Origin of the sequence: Phytohabitans sp. LJ34, from assembly GCF_052068095.1 — a bacterium.
GTDB lineage: Bacteria > Actinomycetota > Actinomycetes > Mycobacteriales > Micromonosporaceae > Phytohabitans.
On record NZ_JBQHDG010000019.1, the window covers coordinates 218,371 to 239,354 of the forward strand.

23 protein-coding genes are annotated in these 20,984 nt (G+C 70.5%); 17 read left to right on the top strand and 6 right to left on the bottom strand.

Features of this window, described 5'->3' with window-relative positions; genetic code table 11:
* Positions 1-23: 23 nt before the first annotated feature.
* On the bottom strand, positions 24-416 hold the full coding sequence (locus ACTMTJ_RS31295) for a hypothetical protein (RefSeq protein WP_441222229.1): 393 nt from the start codon (positions 414-416) through the stop codon (positions 24-26).
* Between the two features lie 169 nt (positions 417-585).
* Positions 586-1,026 carry a helix-turn-helix domain-containing protein gene (locus ACTMTJ_RS31300; protein WP_441222230.1) on the bottom strand — a complete coding sequence of 147 codons (441 nt, stop codon included), beginning with the start codon at positions 1,024-1,026 and terminating at the stop codon, positions 586-588.
* A 280-nt stretch (positions 1,027-1,306) separates the two neighbouring features.
* Here ACTMTJ_RS31300 and ACTMTJ_RS31305 point away from each other — a divergent pair, with 280 nt between their 5' ends.
* The 8 genes from ACTMTJ_RS31305 (at position 1,307) to ACTMTJ_RS31340 (ending at position 8,267) form a co-directional block, all read left to right on the top strand.
* Positions 1,307-1,633 (top strand): hypothetical protein, encoded by a 327-nt coding sequence (locus ACTMTJ_RS31305; RefSeq protein WP_441222231.1) that lies wholly within the window; start codon positions 1,307-1,309, stop codon positions 1,631-1,633.
* Positions 1,630-1,935: a hypothetical protein gene (locus ACTMTJ_RS31310; protein ID WP_441222232.1), complete on the top strand. Its 306-nt coding sequence runs from the start codon at positions 1,630-1,632 to the stop codon at positions 1,933-1,935. Before ACTMTJ_RS31305 ends, ACTMTJ_RS31310 begins: the two co-directional genes overlap by 4 nt.
* Positions 1,936-2,376: 441 nt before the next feature.
* Complete coding sequence (locus tag ACTMTJ_RS31315; protein WP_441222233.1) at positions 2,377-3,783, top strand: PhoH family protein; 1,407 nt, start codon at positions 2,377-2,379, stop codon at positions 3,781-3,783.
* A gap of 222 nt (positions 3,784-4,005) precedes the next feature.
* A complete protein-coding gene (locus tag ACTMTJ_RS31320) occupies positions 4,006-4,698 on the top strand; it encodes a lytic transglycosylase domain-containing protein (RefSeq protein ID WP_441222234.1) in 693 nt (230 codons plus the stop codon).
* Between the two features lie 124 nt (positions 4,699-4,822).
* The gene (locus tag ACTMTJ_RS31325) at positions 4,823-5,629 is read left to right on the top strand and encodes a S1 family peptidase (RefSeq protein ID WP_441222235.1); all 807 of its coding nucleotides are present in this window, start codon (positions 4,823-4,825) and stop codon (positions 5,627-5,629) included.
* Positions 5,630-5,678: 49 nt separating this feature from the next.
* Positions 5,679-6,314 (top strand): rhomboid family intramembrane serine protease, encoded by a 636-nt coding sequence (locus ACTMTJ_RS31330; RefSeq protein ID WP_441222236.1) that lies wholly within the window; start codon positions 5,679-5,681, stop codon positions 6,312-6,314.
* Between the two features lie 73 nt (positions 6,315-6,387).
* A complete protein-coding gene (locus ACTMTJ_RS31335; RefSeq protein ID WP_441222237.1) occupies positions 6,388-7,356 on the top strand; it encodes an NAD(P)/FAD-dependent oxidoreductase in 969 nt (322 codons plus the stop codon).
* 74 nt (positions 7,357-7,430) lie between these two features.
* The gene (locus tag ACTMTJ_RS31340) at positions 7,431-8,267 is read left to right on the top strand and encodes a phosphatidylinositol-specific phospholipase C/glycerophosphodiester phosphodiesterase family protein (RefSeq protein WP_441222238.1); all 837 of its coding nucleotides are present in this window, start codon (positions 7,431-7,433) and stop codon (positions 8,265-8,267) included.
* A gap of 586 nt (positions 8,268-8,853) precedes the next feature.
* Here the strand turns inward: ACTMTJ_RS31340 and glpX are convergent.
* Positions 8,854-9,879 (bottom strand): class II fructose-bisphosphatase, encoded by a 1,026-nt coding sequence (gene glpX, locus ACTMTJ_RS31345; protein WP_441222239.1) that lies wholly within the window; start codon positions 9,877-9,879, stop codon positions 8,854-8,856.
* Positions 9,880-9,980: 101 nt separating this feature from the next.
* Between glpX and ACTMTJ_RS31350 the strand changes: the two genes are divergently transcribed.
* From ACTMTJ_RS31350 to hpxZ, 6 genes are all read left to right on the top strand, one after another.
* Positions 9,981-10,514 (top strand): DUF4245 domain-containing protein, encoded by a 534-nt coding sequence (locus tag ACTMTJ_RS31350; RefSeq protein WP_441222240.1) that lies wholly within the window; start codon positions 9,981-9,983, stop codon positions 10,512-10,514.
* Between the two features lie 5 nt (positions 10,515-10,519).
* Positions 10,520-11,185, top strand: a complete 666-nt coding sequence (locus tag ACTMTJ_RS31355; RefSeq protein WP_441222241.1) for a GntR family transcriptional regulator — start codon at positions 10,520-10,522, stop codon at positions 11,183-11,185.
* Positions 11,186-11,241: 56 nt separating this feature from the next.
* Complete coding sequence (gene biuH / locus ACTMTJ_RS31360; RefSeq protein WP_441222242.1) at positions 11,242-11,934, top strand: biuret amidohydrolase; 693 nt, start codon at positions 11,242-11,244, stop codon at positions 11,932-11,934.
* Positions 11,931-12,602 (top strand): cysteine hydrolase family protein, encoded by a 672-nt coding sequence (locus ACTMTJ_RS31365; protein ID WP_441222243.1) that lies wholly within the window; start codon positions 11,931-11,933, stop codon positions 12,600-12,602. The genes biuH and ACTMTJ_RS31365 overlap by 4 nt, the downstream gene beginning before the upstream one ends.
* Positions 12,599-14,185: a regulator gene (locus ACTMTJ_RS31370; protein ID WP_441222244.1), complete on the top strand. Its 1,587-nt coding sequence runs from the start codon at positions 12,599-12,601 to the stop codon at positions 14,183-14,185. Before ACTMTJ_RS31365 ends, ACTMTJ_RS31370 begins: the two co-directional genes overlap by 4 nt.
* 72 nt (positions 14,186-14,257) lie before the next feature.
* A complete protein-coding gene (gene hpxZ / locus ACTMTJ_RS31375) occupies positions 14,258-14,656 on the top strand; it encodes an oxalurate catabolism protein HpxZ (RefSeq protein WP_441222245.1) in 399 nt (132 codons plus the stop codon).
* Positions 14,657-15,270: 614 nt separating this feature from the next.
* On the opposite strand, the gene ACTMTJ_RS31380 is transcribed toward hpxZ, so the two are convergent.
* Positions 15,271-15,474 (bottom strand): exodeoxyribonuclease VII small subunit, encoded by a 204-nt coding sequence (locus tag ACTMTJ_RS31380; protein WP_441222246.1) that lies wholly within the window; start codon positions 15,472-15,474, stop codon positions 15,271-15,273.
* 91 nt (positions 15,475-15,565) lie between these two features.
* Positions 15,566-16,795 (bottom strand): exodeoxyribonuclease VII large subunit, encoded by a 1,230-nt coding sequence (gene xseA, locus ACTMTJ_RS31385; protein ID WP_441222247.1) that lies wholly within the window; start codon positions 16,793-16,795, stop codon positions 15,566-15,568.
* A gap of 51 nt (positions 16,796-16,846) precedes the next feature.
* Here xseA and ACTMTJ_RS31390 point away from each other — a divergent pair, with 51 nt between their 5' ends.
* A complete protein-coding gene (locus tag ACTMTJ_RS31390) occupies positions 16,847-17,851 on the top strand; it encodes a 4-hydroxy-3-methylbut-2-enyl diphosphate reductase (protein ID WP_441222248.1) in 1,005 nt (334 codons plus the stop codon).
* 56 nt (positions 17,852-17,907) lie between these two features.
* On the opposite strand, the gene rmuC is transcribed toward ACTMTJ_RS31390, so the two are convergent.
* A complete protein-coding gene (gene rmuC, locus ACTMTJ_RS31395; protein WP_441222249.1) occupies positions 17,908-19,047 on the bottom strand; it encodes a DNA recombination protein RmuC in 1,140 nt (379 codons plus the stop codon).
* Between the two features lie 53 nt (positions 19,048-19,100).
* Here rmuC and ACTMTJ_RS31400 point away from each other — a divergent pair, with 53 nt between their 5' ends.
* Both ACTMTJ_RS31400 and ACTMTJ_RS31405 read left to right on the top strand, forming a co-directional pair.
* On the top strand, positions 19,101-19,859 hold the full coding sequence (locus ACTMTJ_RS31400) for a hypothetical protein (RefSeq protein WP_441222250.1): 759 nt from the start codon (positions 19,101-19,103) through the stop codon (positions 19,857-19,859).
* A 128-nt stretch (positions 19,860-19,987) separates the two neighbouring features.
* Positions 19,988-20,653 carry a hypothetical protein gene (locus ACTMTJ_RS31405; RefSeq protein ID WP_441222251.1) on the top strand — a complete coding sequence of 222 codons (666 nt, stop codon included), beginning with the start codon at positions 19,988-19,990 and terminating at the stop codon, positions 20,651-20,653.
* The last annotated feature ends 331 nt before the right edge of the window (positions 20,654-20,984 follow it).

Consider the following 20,984-nt stretch of genomic DNA (forward strand, 5'->3'; position numbering starts at 1 on the left):
GCGTTCGACGGTCGAGTAACGGATCAGTCGTCGCTTCCGGTCATGGCCCGCCGGCCGGAGCGGAATCCCAGCTGGACGACGCTGCCCTCGCCGCCCGCGCCCATGGGGCCGCTGTCGTGGCCCTGGCCCAGCAGGTACCCCTCGACGAAGCCGGTGTTGCGGTCGCCGGTGCGGTCGTCGAGCTCCGCCAAGCGGACGACCAGAAACTCGCTAATCGCGCTCAGCCGGTCGTTGACCCGCTGGTAGAACTCGGCCATCACGGCGACGAGCGTCGTCACTGCGGCAACGGCGACAGCGAACAGGTTGACCACGATTGGCACCTGTCGCGAGCTCAGCACTCCGACCAAAATGTTGGCGGTCACGCACAGGGTGACCGCGACGGTGGCGACGACGACCGCGCTCCATTTCAGGGGCATGGAAGACCCCCTCCTCTTGTCCCGCAGGGCTGTGTCCGGCCTTGTCCCGTCCCCCCGCCGACGACGAGCCCAAGCAGTACGAAGTGGACGGTAACCCGCCGTGCGTCCAGGCACAGCAGTTTGCGACAGCAAGGCCAGCCTTCTTTCGCCATTTGGAGACTTGGCGTGCCTAGCTGGCCCTTTTGCGGCCTTTGCGGGAGTCGGAGGGGACTGGCGGCCGGTAGGCGAGGTACCGGACGGTCTCCCTAATGTGGAACTTCTCGGCATCGGAGACGTTGGGGTCGACGAGGCGGCGCAGCAACGCCTCCACGTCGGGGTCCATCGGCGGTGCCGTCGGTGCCGGTCGGGTGGGGGCGGCGTCGGCCCAGCCGAGCACGCCGAAGGCGACGGTCGGGTTGATGCCGAGGCCTTCGCAGAAGGCCACCACCCGCTCCGCCTCGGGGTCGCTGGCCCACTCGCCGCGGACCCATCTGTTGATGGTCTGGCGGGACACGCCGGTGCGGCGGGCCACCTCGGAACCGGTCCAGGCTCGGGTCGCGCGCGCGTCTGCCAGCGCTTTACGTACGAATGCGGCGAAAGCGATCTTTCGCCCAGGCGTGCTGTCCGGCACCGGGTGACGGTACGGCCAGTTCGCCGGCCCACTTTCTCGTGAACCGGCACTGTCCCGTGCGCGTGACGGGTCATCATCAACATCGCGTACCCGGTATTTCCTTCTCTTGAGGGGTGCCACGCCGTTAGGGTAGGTCGTCTGTATGTCTCGCACATATCGGCCGAAAAGATGATGCTGTCACGCGTATGAGACGCCGTACGCTCTGTCACGTGCTTGGGACGAATAGTAGTCAATGGTGTCACGTATGCGTGACAGGGAGGCAAGGGGCAGGAGGCGACGGATGACCGAGGTTGAGACGCGAGCGGATGCCTTCGGGCTGATCGCCGAAGGCGTTGCGGCCGGGCTGAGTGCCCCCTGGCGGCTGTACCTGGCCCGTGGCTCGCGTTACGTGTCGCTCAACGTCGGCAACCGGTCGGAGTGGGATTCCTGGCGGACCCACCTTGGCTGCCCCGAGTTGAGCGTGCGCGTGTACGACGCGGGAGGCGACATCCGCCGGTCGTCGGTGGCGGAGGTGGTACTCGGCGGGTGCCGGATAAGCGTGGAGCTCGTCGAGGAGGTGAGCATGACGGACATCAGTCGGCTGCTGGATGCCGAGGTCGATCCATGAGCCCCTTCTTCGCCCTGTTCTTCGTGCTGCTTCTGGGATCTTCGAGCTACGCGGCCGGCCGGCTGCACGGCCAGCTGAGCTATCGCATCGGCTACCGGTTCGGGTACCGACAAGGCTATTTGGACGGCGATCGCGGGGCCTGGAACCGGCGACGCCGTGAGGCGCAGGCGGCCAAACCCCCACCAGCGGACGGCAAGCCGCTGAACAGGCCGGTGGTGGTGCGGCAGGGAACCACGTACACCAGCGCCTCATTCGTGGGAGCCGTGTCCAACGGCGGAAGGCACTCCACTCGCGTGGGGTGAACGGCTCCCTCAGGGGGTCGTACGGCCAGACCGGTGGTCGTACGACTCGCCGACCGGGATGCGCGCAGGGGGCACGCATCCTGGTCGGCCCCTCCCAGCCGGCCCGTCCGACCCTGGGTTTGCAGCCGCCCTCGGGTCGGGCGGGCCGGCGCCAAAAACGTGGCGCTGGTCGCACTCAGCCCCGGGACCACCGGCGGGCCGGTGGTCCCGGTTCCAGCGCACTGTAGGGGTTTCATCACGGCGCGCCGCCCGGCGTGTACTAGCCCAAGTTGGCCTTGGCCGGTTAGCTTCTACCCATGGCGCGGGGTCATCCCAAGCCATCCGGCCGGCCCGGGACCTTGCGTTTTAGCGCCACGGGACCTCGCATCCGACCCCGTGACTCCGGGCACCGGACGAGGCGGATCGCGGGCGTTCCGGGTGCACGCTCGCCGGAGCAGGCCTGTGACGACTCGCCGTACCAACCCCCGGGCCACCAACCAGGACCCAGCCGCCACGCCCCCCAACCGCCGCCCGAAGTCCACCCGCGCCGCTACGGCCGAGCCCGCTCCTACGGAGCCGGCCACAAAGTCGTACGTGCTGGACACCTCGGTGCTGCTGTCCGACCCGGCGGCCTTCTACCGGTTCAACGAGCACGAGGTGGTTCTCCCCCTGGTCGTCATCTCCGAGCTGGAGGGCAAGCGACACCACCCGGAGCTCGGCTGGTTCGCCCGGCAGTGCCTGCGGATGCTCGACGAGCTGCGCATCAAGCACGGCCGCCTGGACGCACCGCTGCCGGTCAACGACCTCGGCGGCACGCTGCGGGTGGAGCTCAACCACGCCGACCCGTCCGTGCTGCCGCAGGGCTTTCGCAACGAGTCCAACGACGCGCGGATCCTCTCCGTCGCCCTTGGACTCGCGGCCGAGGGGCGCGACGTCACGCTGGTGAGCAAAGACATGCCGCTGCGGGTCAAGGCCGCGTCGGTCGGCCTCGACGCCGACGAGTACCGGCACGGCCAGGCCAGCGATCCGACCTGGACCGGCATGGCCGACCTGGAGCTGACCGAGGATCAGGTCAACCGGCTGTACGCGGGCGAGGCACTCGACGTCGACGAAGCCGCCGGGCTGCCGTGCCACACCGGCCTCGTACTGCACTCCTCGCGCGGCTCCGCGCTGGGCCGGGTGCTGCCCGACAAGACCGTGCGCCTGGTGCGCGGCGACCGCGAGGCGTTCGGCCTGCGGGGGCGTTCGGCCGAGCAGCGGGTCGCGCTCGACCTGTTGCTCGACGAGTCGATCGGCATCGTGTCGCTCGGCGGGCGGGCCGGCACCGGCAAGTCCGCGCTCGCGCTCTGCGCCGGCCTCGAGGCCGTGATGGAGCGGCGCAAGCACAAGAAGGTCATCGTCTTCCGCCCGCTGTACGCCGTGGGTGGCCAGGAGCTCGGCTACCTGCCCGGCTCGGAGTCGGAGAAGATGTCGCCGTGGGCCCAGGCGGTGTTCGACACCCTGGGCGCCGTGGTCCACGAAAACGTGATGGACGAGGTCATGGGCCGCGGCATGCTCGAGGTGCTGCCGCTGACCCATATCCGGGGCCGCAGCCTGCACGACGCGTTCGTGATCGTCGACGAGGCGCAGTCACTGGAGCGGGGCGTGTTGCTGACCGTCCTGTCCCGGATCGGCCAGGGCTCGCGGGTGGTGCTCACCCACGACGTGGCCCAGCGCGACAACCTGCGGGTCGGCCGCCACGACGGTGTCACCGCCGTGATCGAGGCCCTGAAAGGACACCCGATCTTCGCGCATGTCACACTCAACCGGTCGGAGCGGTCACCCATCGCCGAGGTGGTCACCGATCTGCTGGAGGACATCCCGCGGTAGGGCTCGGATTCTGTCCATATTTGCCCTGGTAAACGGCGTGGCGCAAGTCACAAAGAGCTGACGCGCTTCCCCAACCGTCTCACTGTGCGCAATGGTGTCCTGCGGGCACCCGCGCCACACCGGCACCTTTCGTCGGTCGAGGGGCAGGTGCCCACGGCGCGGACAGCCGTCCCCCTTACCGCTGTCCGCACCGTGTCCTTGCCCCCGACGAAGGGACACTTCGTGAGTCGGCTGTGGAGCCGGTTCGGCATCCGGGCGTTGGCCCTCGCACTGCTCGCATCGGGCATCGGCGGTGGCTACTACCTGGCGCAGGACCAGGAAACCCAGCAGCAAGGGATCAGCGCTCAGCTGGCCGCCGATGCCGATCAGGACGAGATCGAGTACGTCAAGGAGCGCCACCGCGAACACATGATCGCGACGGCGCACCAGCGTGAGGCCCAGCGGATCGCCGCCGAGAAGGCGGCCGCCGCGGCGAAGGCCGAGGCCGAGCGGGCCAAGAAGGCCGCCGAGGCGGCGAGCCGCAAAAAGCGCGAGGAGCAGGAAGAGAAGGAGCAGGAGAACAACACGGCGACGAAGCCGTACACGGGCCCGATCCCGACCTCCTGCAACCAGTACAGCGGCAACCGCAAGATCGGTTGCGCGATCATGCTCCAGAGCGGCTTCAAGCTCGACCAGTTCCCCTGCCTGGACAAGCTGTGGACGAAGGAAAGCGGCTGGAACCACAAGGCCCGCAACCCCTCCTCCGGGGCGTACGGCATCGCGCAGGCGCTACCCGCCGGCAAGATGTCGTCGGCCGGCGACGACTGGGAGACCAACCCGGCGACCCAGATCAAGTGGGGCCTGGGCTACATCAAGGGCCGGTACGGCGATCCCTGCGGCGCGTGGGCGCACTCGCAGGACGTGGGCTGGTACTGACCCGCTGACGATCGCGGAAAGGGTGCGCACCTCGCCGGTGCGTACCCTTTCTGGCGTTTCGTGACAAGGATTGTGCGGACCAACCGTCCATACTGGGCGAACTGCCTATATCGGAGGGTTTCGCATGCGTGGTGCCGGGTGGCTCGGCGCGCTGGTCGCCGGCGCGATGGTTGGCTCGATCGCGGCGGCCGGTGCGGCCGCGGCGGCGCCCGTACCCCCGCCCACGCCACATACCGAGATCGTCGGCGGCGAGCTCGCCGACGACGGGCAGTTTCCCTGGGTGGTGCGCCTCTCGGTCGGCTGCGCCGGCGCACTGACCGCCCCGCGGGTGGTGCTCACCGCCGCGCACTGCGTCGAGCGCACCGGCTTCTACAGCGGCCTCACGATCATCGCCGGCTCGGTCGACCAGCACTCGCCGGACGCGATCCGGGTCAAGTCGCGGTACGTGGTCCGCGCGCCCGGCTTCCGGGACGCCACCCGGGGCGACGACTGGGCGCTGATCCAGCTCGCCCAGGAGATCGACCTGCCGCTGCTCCCGCGCGCCGCCGACGGGTCGTCCGACCACGGCATGTTCACGATCATGGGGTGGGGCGCGACCCGGGAGGGCTCGACGACCCAGCAGCGTTACCTGCGCACGGCCGAGGTCCCGTTCGTCAGCGACCGCCAGTGCGGCCGGGCGTACCGGGACGCCGGCTACCCGTACGTCTCCAGCGAGATGATCTGCGCGGGCGACACCCGGCGCGGCGGCGTCGACGCGTGCCAGGGCGACTCGGGCGGGCCGATGGTGCGCCGCGACGCGGCCGGCGAGTGGGTCCACGTAGGCATCGTGAGCTGGGGCATCGGCTGCGCCCGCCGCGACTACCCCGGCGTCTACACGCAGGTCTCCAAGTTCGCCGAAGTGATCGAGCGCAAGACGCGTGAATTGAGCTGACCGCTCGCTCATTTGGCGGTGGCCGCCGCGGCCTGGTAGCAACGGGAGCGTGGCTTACGGCGGCACCTCAAGCGGCGATCCAAACCGCTTCGGCACGGAGGCGTTCTACGCCTCGCTGGGGCGCGCGTTCGTGGCGATGTGCGCGGTCATCCCGGTGCTTTTCGCGATCGAGGCGCTGGACGGGTGGCTCGGCAACCCGTTCGACTCCAGTGTCGGCATCGTGCCGCACCGCATCGAGGGTCTCGACGGCGTCTTCTTCGGACCGTTTCTGCACCACGGCTTCGACCACCTCTACAGCAACAGCGTGCCGCTGATCCTGCTCGGCACGTTCGTGCTGGCCGCGGGTGCCAGGCGGTTCCTGTTCTCGACCCTGTTCATCGTCTTCGCCAGCGGCCTCGGCGTGTGGTTCACCGGCAACCCCAACACGATCGTCGTGGGCGCGAGCGGGGTCATCTTCGGATACCTCGGCCTGCTGCTCATGCGCGGCCTCGTCGAGCGCAGCTGGTGGAACCTCGGGGTGGTCTTCCTCGTCGGCCTGCTCTACGGCTGGCAGCTGATCGGCGGCATCCTGCCCTCCGACCCCCAGGTCTCCTGGCAAGGGCACCTCTTCGGCTTCATCGGCGGCCTCGTCGCGGCGATCCTCTTCCGGCGAAAGCGGGCCGACTCGTCCTACCCGCTGATGTAGTCCTTGCCGGGCGCTGGCGGGTGTGCCTACCGTCTGGACCAGTTGGGTGCCTACGGAAGGCTACGGTGGACGCATGCGCGAGGTCGATGTCGCGATCGTGGGAGCCGGACCCACGGGTCTCTACGCGGCGTACTACGCCGGGTTCCGCGGGCTCTCGGTGGCGGTCATCGACGCGCTGCCCGAGCCGGGCGGCCAAGTCACGGCGATGTATCCGGAGAAGGCGATCTACGACGTCGCCGGCTTTCCCGTGATCAAGGGCCGAGACCTCGTGGCAAACCTCGTCGAGCAGGCCGCGCCCTACAACCCGGAGTACATCCTGGGCGCCCGCGCCGAAGAGCTGTCCTATGTAGACGAGCGCCCGCTCCTCTCGCTCGGCGGCGGAGAAAAGCTGCAATGCGGCGCCATCATCATCACCGGCGGCCTGGGCAGCTTCAGCCCGCGCCCACTGCCGGCCGCGGCCGCGTTCACCGGCGGCGGCCTCGTCTACTTCGTGCCCCGCCTCGCCGACCTGGCCGACCACGACGTGCTCATCGTCGGCGGTGGCGACTCGGCGTTCGACTGGGCGCTCGCGCTGGAGCCCCTGGCCAAGTCGATCACGCTGGTACACCGCCGGGAAAAGTTCCGGGCCCACGCGGCGACTGTGGCCCGCGTGCAGCAGCTGCCGGTGCGCATCGTGGTCAACGCCGAGGTGAGCAAGCTGCACGGCGAGGAGCGGGTGACCGGCGCCGACATCACGGTCAAGGGCGGCAGCGCCGAGACCATCCCGGTCGACACGGTCGTCGCGGCGCTCGGCTTCACCGCCGACCTCGGCCCGCTCGCCGAGTGGGGCCTCGAGCTCGACAAGCGGCACATCAAGGTCGACAGCACCATGCTGACCAACCGCCCACGCGTCTTCGCGGCCGGTGACATCGCCGAGTACCCCGGCAAGGTGCGGCTGATCGCGACCGGCTTCGGCGAGGCGGCCACCGCGGTCAACAACGCCGCCGTCGCCATCGACCCGGGCGCCCACCTCTTCCCAGGTCATTCGTCCGACGCGGGTTGATCGTCACCACAGATTCACCTTCGTTCACTAGGGTCCTGTTTTGTTGGCACCCATCGAAACGGGGGAGAATCTCGATGTTCCGACGCGTACTCACCGTGCTGGCGGTCGCCGGCGCGCTCGTCGCCACCGCGGCGCCGGCCGCACAGGCCGGTGGACACCACGGCCGGCCCGACAAGCCGTTGCCGCGCGCCCACGCGCACAACGACTACGAGCACGAGCGGCCGCTGTTCGACGCGCTGAGCCACGGCTTCACCAGCGTCGAGGCGGACATCTTCCTCATCGACGGCGAGCTGCTCGTCGCGCACGACCCGGAAGACATCGTGCCGGGCCGCACGCTGCAAAAGCTCTACCTCGACCCGCTGGCCCGCCGCGTCCGGGCCAACCACGGCACCGTCTTCCGGGGCAGCAAGCAGCAGCTCCAGCTCCTGGTCGACATCAAGAACACCGGCGCGGCCACCTACACCCAGCTGGACAAGGTGCTGCGGCGCTACAGTTCCATGCTCACCACGTACGCGTACGGCAAGGTCCACCAGGACGCGGTCACCGTCGTGATCAGCGGCGACCGCCCGCGCGAGCTGATGGAGAGCCAGACCGTGCGCCGCGCGTTCTACGACGGTCGCGGCCCGGACCTCGGCGGCGGCGCGCCAGCCTCGTTCATGCCGCTGATCAGCGAAAACTGGACCGGCGTCTTCACCTGGCGGGGCGTGGGCCCGATGCCGGCCGGCGAGCGCGCCTTCCTGCACCAGGCCGTTGCCGCCGCGCACGCCAACGGCCAGCGGGTCCGCTTCTGGGCCACGCCAGACCTGCCCGGCCCGGAGCGCGACGCGGTCTGGCGCGAGCTGATCGCCGCCGACGTCGACCACATCAACACCGACGACTTGGCAGGTCTGGAAGCCTTCCTCCGCGCCTAGCCTCATCACGGGCGTCCGTGGCGATTCTTGGCCCCTGTGGGGGCATGTTTTCGCCACGGACACCCGTGTCCGGTGACGTGCGCGACGCGCATACCGTCTCCGGAGAGGTTTGGATGCGGGGTTGCGCTTGTCGTGAGGGTTTCAAGCTGATTTGCCCGCGTCCGTGTCAGTTGTAGACCGTATGCTCCCGCGGGCACCGCTCCGGTCGGGGTTTCGGCGTCGCTGGCGCTCGCCGAAACCCCGACGCTCCGCTGCCGGGGCCGCGGGACAAGCCCACACGCCCCGTCAAGATCCCTGATCTTGCGCTACCCAGCTATCCCTTGATCGGCGCCAGAGCCGATCAAGGAGGACGCCCGACTTTGCCTTTCGAATCGGGGTTTCGTGGCCGCGCCTGCCGCAGCCACCTCCACGCCGAAAGCTCGATAGAACGCGTCCAGCGGGCGACGCGCGCGGTTTTTCCATCGTGGATCGGGGAGCAACGGCATGGACCACCGCGGACATCGCGGTAGCTCGAATACTCAAAATGTTTCGAGGCCCCGGAAGCTCGCCAGCAGGTGCGGCGGGCCCAGGCCGGCTACCACTCGCCTCAGGTGAGGTCGGCGAGTGGGCGGCCGTCGAAGTCGACGGCGGAGTAGAGGGCTAGCTTCTCCAAGCGGTGATATGAGTCGATCACGCGGATCGTGCCGCTCTTGGAGCGCATGACGATCGACTGGGTGTAGGCGCCGCCGGCGCGGTAGCGCACGCCCTTGAGGAGGTCGCCGGTGGTGATGCCGGTGGCCACGAAGAAGCAGTTGTCGCCGGTCACGAGGTCGTCTGTGGTGAGCACGCGGTCGAGGTCGTGGCCGGCGGCGAGCGCCTTCTCGCGCTCGGCGTCGTCGCGGGGCCAGAGCTTGGCCTGCATCGCACCGCCCATGCACTTGAGCGCGCACGCGGCCGTGATGCCCTCGGGTGTGCCGCCGATGCCGACCAGCACGTCCACATCGGACTGCTCGCTCGCGGCGGAGATGGCGCCGGCGATGTCGCCGTCGGAGATGAAGCGGATGCGGGCGCCGGTCTGGCGTACCTCGTGTACCAGATGCTCATGCCGCGGACGGTCGAGGATGCAGACCGTCACGTCGGACATGCCGGAGTTTTTGACCTTGGCGATGCGGCGGAGGTTTTCGGTCACGCCGGCGTTGATGTCGATCACATGTGCGCAGTCGGCGCCGACGGCCAGCTTTTCCATGTAGAAGACCGCGCTGGGGTCGAACATCGCGCCGCGCTCGGCCACGGCCAACACCGCGATCGCGTTGGGCATGCCCTTGCTCATCAGCGTGGTGCCGTCGATCGGGTCGACCGCCACGTCGACCTCCGGGCCGCTGCCGTCGCCGACCTGCTCGCCGTTGAAGAGCATCGGCGCGTTGTCCTTTTCGCCCTCGCCGATGACCACGACGCCGCGCATCTGGATCGAGTTGATCAGCTTGCGCATGGCGTCTACGGCGGCTCCGTCGCCGCCTTCCTTGTCGCCGCGGCCGACCCACCGGCCGGCCGCCATGGCCGCCGCCTCGGTGACCCGGACCAGCTCGAGGGCGAGGTTGCGGTCGAGATCCTGGGGGATGCGGTCCTGGGCCATGACGGTCCTCCTCGCGACGCTGCGGGGTGTTGGGCTGCCCAAATCTTTTCATGGCCGGGGGCTGAACGCCCGTTCGGTCGGCGTACTGAGAAGATGGTTACGTGGACCAGCCGACGCCGCCGCCCGTCGCCAACTCGCGCACGCCGCGCGACATGGTGCTGTCGCTGATCGTGCTGCTCGTCCCCGTGCTGCTGGTGGTGTTGATCTACCGGGTGGTCCAGGGCGGCGACAAGCCGGTCGAGGTCGACACCGCGCCGGCGGTGGCGCAGGCGCGCTCGGCCAACGCGTTTCCGGTCGCCGAGCCCACCGGGCTCAGCGACGACTGGCGGACGATCAGCGCCGTCTTCCAGAAGACGGAGGGCGGCCAGATCCTCCGCCTCGGGTACGTGACGCCGGATGGCGCCGGCCTCCAGCTGATCCAGAGCGACGTGTCGCCGGAAAAGCTGCTGCCCGCCGAGCTGACCAAGAGCGGGCGGCCGGCAGGCACGATCAAGCTCGACGGGCAGAGCTGGCAGCGCTACACGGCGCGTCCCGGCGAGCGGGCGCTGGTGCTCCTGGAGCGCGATCGGACGATCGTCATCGTGGGTGGCGCCCATGAGGAGGAGCAGCGCGAGCTGGCCACGGCCGTACGCTGAATGCCGTGACCGACCTCGGAGCCGCGTCCGTCGACGGCGAGCTGGAGAGCTTCAGCCTCGTGGAGCTGGCCGTCCTGCGCCTGCGGCGCGAGATCCTCAGCGGCCGCACCGATCCGGGTGAGCGGCTGGTCGAGGAGCAGCTCACCCGCCGCCTCGGGATCAGCCGGGCGCCGCTGCGCGAGGCACTGCGCCGGCTGGCCGAGCAGGGGCTGGTCGAGCACGTGCCACGCCGGGGTGTGCGGGTGGCCACGCTCTCCGACCGCGACGTCCAGGAGCTCTACGACGTCCGCGACGTGCTGGAGCGCCACGCGATCGCCGCCGCGCTGCCGCTGCGACGGGACGCCGACCTGGCCGGGCTGCGCGCGGCCCTCGACCAGATGCGCGAGGCGACCCGGGCCGGCGACCGGCTGCGGATCGCCGAGGCACACCGCCACTTTCACGTCGCGGTCGTGGCGCTCGCCGGAAACCGGCAGCTCAGCGCGATGTACGAGTCGGTCCTGGTCAAGCTCCAGCTTTACATGGCCCGAAACCTGAGCCGCGAGGCCGAGGTGGCCCAGCCGGAGGACGGCGTGCACCGGCACGAGCGGCTGCTGGCGGCGGCCGCGGCGGGCGACCCGGACGCGATGCTCGCCGAGCTGGCCGGCCATGGCGCCCGCTCCTACCTGGCGTAATTGCGCCGTTACCTGAGCGACTTTGGTGGGAAACGGTACGGTCGACAATCGACTGTATGCCAGGCTCAACCATCGGGCCCGTCAAGGCCGACCCCTATCTCTGGCCGTACGACGGCGCGGCTCCGGTCGCGCGCACCGCCCTGCTCTGCATCGACTGGCAGACCGACTTCTGCGGACCCGGTGGCTACGTCGACAGCATGGGCTACGACATCGCCCTCACGCGGGCCGGACTGCCCGCGACCCAGCGGCTGCTGTCGCACGTTCGCGACCTCGGCATGCTGGTCATACACACCCGCGAGGGGCACGACCCGGACCTCGCCGACCTACCGCCCAACAAGCGCTGGCGCTCAGCCCAGATCGGTGCCGAGATCGGCTCCGCCGGGCCGTGCGGGCGCATCCTCGTCAAGGGCGAGCCGGGCTGGGAGATCGTGCCCGAGGTCGCGCCGGCACCAGGCGAGGTGGTGATCGACAAGCCGGGCAAGGGCGCCTTCTACGCCACCAACCTCGACCTCGTGCTGCGTACGCACGGCATCACGCACCTCATCCTCACCGGCATCACGACCGACGTGTGCGTGCACACGACCATGCGCGAGGCCAACGACCGCGGGTACGAGTGCCTGATCCTCTCCGACTGCACCGGCGCCACCGACGCGGGCAACCACGCCGCCGCGCTGCACATGGTCACCATGCAGGGCGGCGTCTTCGGCTGCGTCGCCACCTCCGACGCGGTCATCGAGGCCACCTCGTGATCGCGGTCGAGGCGCGGCCGGGACCGTTCGCGTTCGACCCGGCCAGCACCGCCCTGCTGGTCATCGACATGCAGCGCGACTTCCTGGAGCCGGGCGGCTTCGGCGAGGCGCTCGGCAACGACGTCGGCCAGCTCCGCCGCACGATCGCACCGCTCGCGGCGCTGCTCGCCGGCTGGCGGGCGGCCGGGCTGCCGGTCATCCACACCCGCGAGGGGCACCTTCCCGACCTCTCGGACTGCCCGCCGGCCAAGCTCGCCCGGGGTGCGCCAAGCATGCGCATCGGCGACGAGGGGCCGCTGGGCCGCATCCTGGTACGCGGCGAGTACGGCCACGACATCGTGGACGAGCTCGCGCCCGCGCCGGGTGAGCCAGTCGTCGACAAGCCCGGCAAGGGCGCCTTCTACGCCACCGACCTCGGCACGCTGCTGGAGGAGCTCAAGGTGGCGAGCCTCGTCGTCACCGGCGTGACCACCGAGGTCTGCGTGCACACCACGGTCCGCGAGGCCAACGACCGCGGGTACGAGTGCCTCGTGCTCGCCGACTGCGTCGGGTCCTACTTCCCGGAGTTCCAGCGGGTGGGGCTCGACATGATCGCCGCACAGGGTGGGATCTTCGGTTGGGTCGCCGACTCGACCGACGTGCTCAGGGCTCTTCAGGAGGAGTCGTGAAACTTCCGTACTGGGTGCGCGGGGACACCAACGCTTTCTTCGGTTTCGGCGTCAACGTGCTGGTCAACGTGCTCACACTGACCGGCTTGTGCATCGGCGTCGTGCACATGGCTTCGGGCGACGTCTTCGGCACGGTGCTGCCGGCGCTCGGCGTCGCGCTCGTCTTCGGCAACATCTACTACACGTACCTGGCGCGGCGGCTGGCCCGGAAGGAGCGGCGCACGGACGTGACCGCCATGCCGTACGGGCCGAGCGTGCCGCACATGTTCATCGTGATCTTCGTGATCATGCTGCCGATCTACCTGCGCACCAATGACCCGCTGCGGGCGTGGCAGGCAGGGCTGGCATGGGCGTTCATCATCGGCGTGATCGTCCTCATTGGAGCGTTCGTCGGGCCGTACATCCGCAAGTACGCGCCGCGCGCCGCGCTGCTGGGCACGCTGGCCGGCATCTCCATCACGTTCATCTCGATGAACCCGGCCGCGCAGATGTGGGACATGGCCTGGATCGCGCTGCCGGTCTTCGCGCTGCTGCTCGTCGGCCTGCTCACCGACGTCAAGCTGCCCGGCAACATCCCGATCGGCCTCGCCGCGCTGTTGCTGGGCACCGCGATCGGCTGGATCGGCGGCGCGATGTCGGTGCCGGACGTCTCGTCGGCCGCGGGCGACATCGCCGTCGCGGTGCCGGATCTCAAGCTCGGTCTGCTCTTCGACGGGCTCGGCGACATGGCGCCGCTGCTGGCGACCGCGATCCCGCTGGGCGTCTACAACTTCACCGAGGCGATGACCAATGTGGAGAGTGCGGCGACGGCGGGCGACAACTACAACCTGCGCAGCGTGCTGCTCGCGGACGGTGCCGGCGCGGTCATCGGATCGGCGCTGGGCTCGCCCTTCCCGCCGGCCGTCTACGTTGGACACCCAGGCTGGAAGGCGGCGGGCGGCCGCACCGGCTACTCGATGGCGACCGGAGTGGTCATCGCGCTGCTCTGCTTCCTCGGCATGTTCGGGTTGCTCGGCGCGCTCTTGCCGACGCCCGCCATCGTGCCCATCCTGCTCTACATAGGACTACTGATCGGCGCGCAGGCTTTCCAGGCCACACCCCGGGCGCACGCGGCCGCGGTGGTCGCCGCGCTGATCCCCAACATCGCCTCCTGGGCGAGCGGCCAGATGGACAACGCGCTCGCCGCGGCCGGCACCTCGGCGGCACAGGTCGGCGACGAGGCGCTGGAGGGCGCCGGCGTCTTCTACCACGGCCTGCTCGTGCTGGGGCAGGGCGCGATCCTGGCGGGCCTCGTGCTCGGCGCGATCGTCGCGTTCGTCATCGACAAGCGCTTCTGGCACGCGGCTGTCTTCGCCGGCTCGGGGACGGTGCTCTCGTTCGTCGGCCTCATCCACGGCGAGAAGGTCGAGTGGAACGCCAACGGGCAGGTCGCCCTCGGCTACCTCTTCGTGGCGGTGGTATGCGTGGTGTTCGCGCTCGGCAAGGTGCCACCCCGCGAGCCCGAGCCGGACGAGGTCGGCGCCGAGGTGCCCGCACCCCGGCCAGCTCCGGACCTGGAAAAGGCCGCGGCACCGGCCGCCTGACCCACACGTGGGGCGTCGGTCGCGGGGCCCGCCGCGACCGCCGCCCCATCCCCACGAGAGGACACACGCCGCATGGAGATCAACCGGCCCGACGTGGTGGCCGAGGTCGCCGCCGCCTTCGCCGCGTACGAGGACGCTCTCGTCTCCGGCGAGCCGGACCGGATCGTCGACTTCTTCTGGCAGTCGCCGGAGACCATCCGCTTCGGCATCGCCGACCACCAGGTGGGCATCGAGGAGCAGCGGGTCTGGCGGTGGGCACAGCCGCCACTCCCGCCCGGCCGGCGGCTGAGGGAGACCCGGATCGCCACGTTCGGCGCCGACTACGCCGTGGTCAACACGCTGTTCGACTACCCCGGCGGCACCGCCGTGGGCCGGCAGTCGCAGACCTGGGTGCGCCTCCCGTCGGGCTGGCGCATCGTGGCCGCCCACGTCTCCGAGCCGGCGGCGTCGGTCGTGGGGCCAGACCGATAACCGAAGAGATTCTGAGCTACCGCGATATCCGCCGTGGTCCGGACCGCTGCTCCCGCGGCCTCACCCGTCCGCCGCTGGTCGCGCTCACCCCCGCGTTTGGTCGCGGTCACTCTTTGCCTGCGGCGGGTGCGCGGCCCGCGGTGCAGCGGTGTTTGTCCACAATGCCTGTTGCCGGACAGGCGGCGGAGATGTGAAACGGGGCTCCGTTGCTCTGAGTAACCGCCGCCGCCGTGCGCACGGCCCGAGATTCGAGATCTTGGAGAGCTTGGGCGCTATTTCAACCCTAACTGCCCTAGATCTCGACGTTCCTACCTCAGCTTGCTGACGCTGCGTCACAGACGGTGGCCGGCGAGGCCGGCCCACCCTGTGCGGGCAGGAAAATCCGTTCGAGACGAGTGGCATGGGTCCGGACCGCTGGTCCCGCGCCTCACCCGTCCGCTGCTCGTCCCGCGGCCTCACCTGTCCACTGTGGGCGCGCGGGTTGGTCTTGCACCGCGGGCCTGGCAGCGGAGGTCGGGGGTTTCGGCTCGCTCCGCGAGCCGCCGGCCTGCGCGGTCTCCGGCGGGAGCGGCGGTCCGCCGCTGACGCGGCCCGGGTAGATGTCCGGGGCTTGCTCAGTTTTCTTCGCGGGCGGCCTTCGCGGCGTCGAGGCGGGCGCGGGCGCCGTCGAGCCAGCGCTGGCAGATGTCGGCCAGCTGCTCGCCGCGCTCCCACAGCGCGAGCGACTCTTCCAGCGAACCGCCGCCGGCCTCCAGCCGCTCGACCACGCTGGCCAGCTCGGCGCGGGCCTGCTCGTAGCTCAACTGGGTGTCGCTCATGGCCGTCCTCGCTTCGCTGCGGGCGGCCACGAGGCTCCAAGCGCACTGAGTCTGATGATTCGCTCGCTCCGCTCGCTCATGGTCGGTCACCCTACGCGGGTGAGTCGGTCACCTGGGCGGACAGGTCGCCTTCGGCGAGCCGTAGCCGCAGGTCGTCGCCCTTGGCCACGTCGGAGGGTGAGCGGACGACGTGGCCGTCGGCGCGCTGGACGATGGCGTATCCGCGTTCGAGTGTCGCGGCGGGTGACAGCGCGCGCAGGCGGGCGAGGGTGTGGCGGAGGTCGCCGGCGGCCGCGGCGAGCTTGTGGTCGAGCGTGCGTGCGGTGCGGTCGCGGAGGGCGGCCACCTCGGTCGCACGCTGCTCGATCATGACCTGTGGGCGGGCCAGGACCGGGCGGGAGCGGATCGAGTCGAGGCGGTGCTGCTCGCGGTCGAGCAGGCCGGTCACCGCGCGGCCCAGCCGCTGCCGGGCGAGGCCGATGAGGCGCAGCTCCTCGGCCAGGTCGGGCACGATCCGCTTGGCGGCGTCGGTGGGCGTGGAGGCGCGCACGTCGGCGACGTAGTCGAGCAGCGGGATGTCCGTCTCGTGGCCGATCGCGCTGACCACCGGTGTGCGGCAGTCGAAGACCGCGCGGCACAGCGCCTCGTCGGAGAAGGGCAGCAGGTCTTCGACGCTCCCGCCGCCGCGCGCGATGATGATCACGTCGATCGTGTCGTCGCCGTCGAGCACTTTGAGCGCGTCGATGATCTGGGGTACGGCGGTCGGGCCCTGCACCGCGACGTTGACCACGCGAAACTCCACCGCCGGCCACCGGCGGCGGGCGTTGGTCAGCACGTCGCGCTCGGCGGCCGAGGAGCGTCCGGTGATCAGCCCGATGCGCGCCGGCAGGAATGGGGGCCGCCGCTTGCGCTCCCGCGCGAATAGTCCCTCGGCGGCCAGCAGCTTCTTCAGCTTTTCCAGGCGGGCCAGCAGCTCACCCAGCCCCACCTGGCGGATCTCGTCGGCGCGCAGGCTGAGCGTGCCCCGCGCGGCGTAGAACTCGGGCTTGGCGTGCAGGACCACCCGGGCGCCCTCGTTGAGCTCCGGGGCGCCGATGTCCAGTACATCCCGGTTTGTCGTAACAGTCAGGCTGAGGTCGGCGGACGGGTCACGCAGGGTGAGGAAGACGGTGCTCGCGCCCGGGCGCCGGCTGATCTGGGCCACCTGGCCGTCCACCCAGACCCACCCGAGCTTGGATACCCACGAGCCGATCTTCTGGCTGACCACCCGGACCGGCCAGGGCTCCTCGGGCGTGCTCTTCGGGGCTTCGGGCTGCGTCACGCAGGCCAGCCTATGTGTCGAACGGCGTAATCCGGGTCTCGACCACGGCGGGTGGGGCGGAGCGGCACGTACGATGGCCGGGTGACCGAGATCCGCAAGCGCGTGCTGCTGGCCAAGCCCCGCGGATACTGCGCCGGCGTCGACCGCGCGGTGCAGACCGTGGAGGAGGCGCTCAAGCTCTACGGGCCGCCGATCTACGTGCGCAAGCAGATCGTGCACAACAAGCACGTGGTGTCGACGCTCGAGGCCAAGGGCGCCATCTTCGTCGAGGAAAACGAGGAGGTCCCCGAGGGGGCCACCGTGATCTTCTCGGCGCACGGGGTCGCCCCGGAGGTGTACGAGCAGGCCAAGGCGCGTTCGCTCAAGGCCATCGACGCGACCTGCCCCCTGGTGACGAAGGTGCACCACGAGGCCAGGCGGTTCGCGGCCGACGACTACGACATCCTGCTCATCGGCCACGAGGGCCACGAGGAGGTCATCGGCACGGCCGGCGAGGCGCCCGCGCACGTCCAGCTCGTCGACGGCCCCGAGGGCGCCGACAAGGTGACGGTGCGTGACCCCTCGAAGGTGGTGTGGCTCTCCCAGACGACGCTCTCCGTCGACGAGACGATGGAGACCGTGGCCCGGCTCAAGCAGCGGCTGCCGTTGCTCCAGTCACCGCCCAGCGACGACATCTGCTACGCCACGCAAAACCGCCAGCACGTGGTCAAGGAGATCGCGCCGGAGTGCGACGTGGTGCTCGTCGTCGGCTCGCGCAACTCGTCCAACTCGGTGCGCCTGGTCGAGGTGGCCCTCGACGCCGGGGCGCGCGCCGGCCACCTGGTCGACTACGCGCACGAGATCGCCGACGAGTGGCTGGAGGGCGCCACCACGGTCGGCGTCACGTCGGGTGCCAGCGTGCCCGACGAGCTTGTCACGCAGGTGCTGGAGCACCTCGCCGCGCGCGGCTTCGCCGACGTCTCCGAGGTGACCACCGCGGACGAGCGGCTGATCTTCTCCCTCCCGCAGGAGCTCAAGCGCGACATGAAGGCGGCGGCCGCGTCGCGCACGGCGTGATCAAAGCTTCTCTCAAGTCGTGCCAACGACTTTGATCACGGGCGACCGCGGCCCGCTCAGTCGGAGACCAGCTCCGGCGCTTGAGGCTGGCGGGGAGCCAGCTCGACCTGGGGCGGCACGGGCAATTCGTCGTCGGAGACGCCCAGCTCGGCGAGCTTGCGGGCGCTGACAAGCACGCGCGCCTCCAGTGAGCCGACCGCCCGGTTGTACGCGCTCACCGCGCCACCCAGCGCCCCACCCAGCCGGCTCACGTGCTCGCCGAGCGTGGAAAGCCGCCCGTACAGCTCGCGGGCCAGCGTGTGCACCGCCACCGCGTTGCGGGCCAGGGCCTCCTGGCGCCACACGTACGCCACCGTGCGCAGCAGCGCCATCAGTGTGGCGGGGGTGGCGAGCACCACGTTGCGGGCGAAGGCGTGCTCCAGGAGGGTCGGGTCGCGCTGGAGCGCCGCGTCGAGAAACGGGTCGGCCGGCATGAAGAGCACCACGAACTCGGGCGTCTGCTCGAACGCCGACCAGTACGACTTTGCCGCCAGCGCGTCGACGTGGCCGCGCAGGTGGCGCGCGTGCTGGTCGAGGTGGGTGTCGCGGCCGCGCTCGTCGCGCGACTCCATGGCCGCCAGGTAGGCCTCGAAGGGCGCCTTGGCGTCGACCACCACGGACCGTCCACCGTGGAGCTTGACGACCAGGTCGGGGCGGACACCCTGGATGTCGTTGGCGGCCGTGACCTGCTCGGCGAAGTCGCAGTGCTCCAGCATGCCGGCCGCCTCGACGATGCGCCGCAGCTGGTGCTCGCCCCACCGCCCGCGGACCTGCGGCGCCCGCAGCGCGGCCACGAGCTGCTTGGTCTCGGTGCGCAGCTCGCCGGAGACCGTGGACATCGAGCGCACCTGCTCGCGCAGCTCCGCGTAGGCGTCGACGCGCTCCCGCTCCAGCTCGGCCACCCGCAGCTCATAGCGGCGCAGCGTCTCGTGCAGCGGCGCCACCGCCCGCGCGACCGCCTCCTGCGACTGGGCCGTGGCCTCATAGGACAGTGCGCGCATCGACTGCTCCAGCCGCTCTTCACCCTCGCGGGTGGCGTGCAGCGTGGCGTCGAGGCGGGCGATCTCCGCGCCGGCCCTGGCCCGCGCGGCCAGCCACCCCACGGCGCCCCCGGCGGCCAGACACACGATCACCACACCAAGCGTCGAAATGTCCACGTCCGTGAGCTTGCCAAACGAGTACGACGAATTCGGCCGGGTACCGTCGTGACATGGAGTGGTTCTTGCTGGTCGTGCTCGTCGTGCTGATCGCCGGCGGCGCGTTCTGGCTGCGCCGGGCGAGCGCGGCACGGCACGCCCGGGAGCTGGGCGACGCGCGGGCCGAGGCACAGCGGTGGTACGAGCGGCTGGGTGGCCAGGTCATGAACCTGCACGGCGACGAGCCGGCAGTCCGGCAGGCGCTGGTCGACGCGGGTGAGCGGTACACGGCCGCGGGCAGCCAGCTCGAGCAGGCGCGCACGGTGCGGCAGTTCGCGCTGGCCCGGGAGACCTCGCTCGAAGGGCTCGCGTACGCGCGGGCGGCACGGGTGGCGCTCGGGCTGGACCCGGGCCCCGACCTGCCGCCACTGGCCGCCGCGCAGGGCGCCGGGCAGCTGACCGTGGAGCGCGAGGTCGACGTGCGGGGCCAGCACTTCAAGGCGGGGCCGCGGCCGGGCGACGACACGCCGTACTACTACCCGGGTGGGCGGGTGCAGGGCCGTCCGGTGCCGGCCGGCTGGTACTCGCAGCCGTGGTGGAAGCCGGCCCTGGCCGGTGCCGCCGGCGCGATCGGCGGCCTGCTGATCTTCGACGCGCTCTTCTCGCCGGCCTTCGCCGACCCCGGCTACGCCGAGGGCGACGGCATGGACGCCGACGCCGATGGGGGCGACGGTGGCGACGCGGGCGGCGACTACGGAGGCGACTACGGCGGCGGCGACTGGGGCGGCGACGCCGGCTTCGGTGGCGGCGACTTCGGCGGCGGCGACTTCTAAGGCGGCGCCGGGCCGGGCGTGTGGCGGGTCGCCCCTGGATCGACGGGACAGGGGCAGGGCAGCCGGAGCGGCCAGGGTAGGGCTAGCTGGATGGTGTTCGCACCACTGGCGGGGCAGAGTTCTTTAGCGTGAGTGTTGACACGCATTCGAGGGTGGGGAGCCAGGCGGTGGCGGTCCGGCCGGTGCGAGCCTGGTGGTTCGCGGCCGCTGCGGTGGCGTTCGGTGCGGCAGCGGTGACGGCGATCGCGCAGGCCACAGGGCACTTCCACTGGTGGGCCGGCTTCGTGCTGATCCCTGGCGCTTTCATCGCGGCGGCCGGCGCGCCGCTGCTGACCCGCGGCGGCGGCCGGGCCATGACGGGCTACCTGGTTGCCTGGGTAGGCGTGATCGTCTTCACGGTCGGCGCGATGCTGATGTTCGGCGTCATGACCGAGGGCTGGCCGGTGATGATCATGCTGCCGACGCTGGCGGTCGCCGGCACGTACATCTGGCGCCCGGACCACCCCCTCGCGAGGGCGTTCCACCGCACGGTCGCGACTCTCGCGCTCTGCGGCACCACGCTCGGCGTGATCTTCCTGCTCATGAATACCGACGTCGTCGACTTCGGCGACACCGACTGGTGGGGCGGCTTCATGATGGCGGCCGCGGTGGCCGTCGCGCTCAACGGGCTGGCGCTGCTCCGCCATCAGATCGAGTACCGGCTCCAGGCCGTCACGCTCGCGGTCTTTCCCGCACTGATCGTGTTCCTGCTCGGCCTGAGGTTCATCCGCGGCGACTGGCCGACCGACTTCTGAGCGTGGCCTGACGATTTGAGCTACCGCGACGCCCGTTCCCGCGGGCACCGCTCCCGGCCGGCGGCTCGCAGAGCGAGCCGAAATCCCCGCCGTCCACTGCTAGCTCCGCGGGACAAGCCCCGGGGGCGAAACCTTCGCCGCCACCGATGATCGTTCGCCCGATACCCGCACTCTTCCCGGCGTGTCGTGTGGTTTCCGGGCGAACGATCATAGCGCCGCCCACATGCTGAGCCACATCCGCAGGTCCGCCCCGACGGGCTTGCGGCGCGGACCTGGCAGCGCGGGTCGGGGATCTCGGCGAGCGCCAGCTCGCCGCCGACCCGCGCGGTCT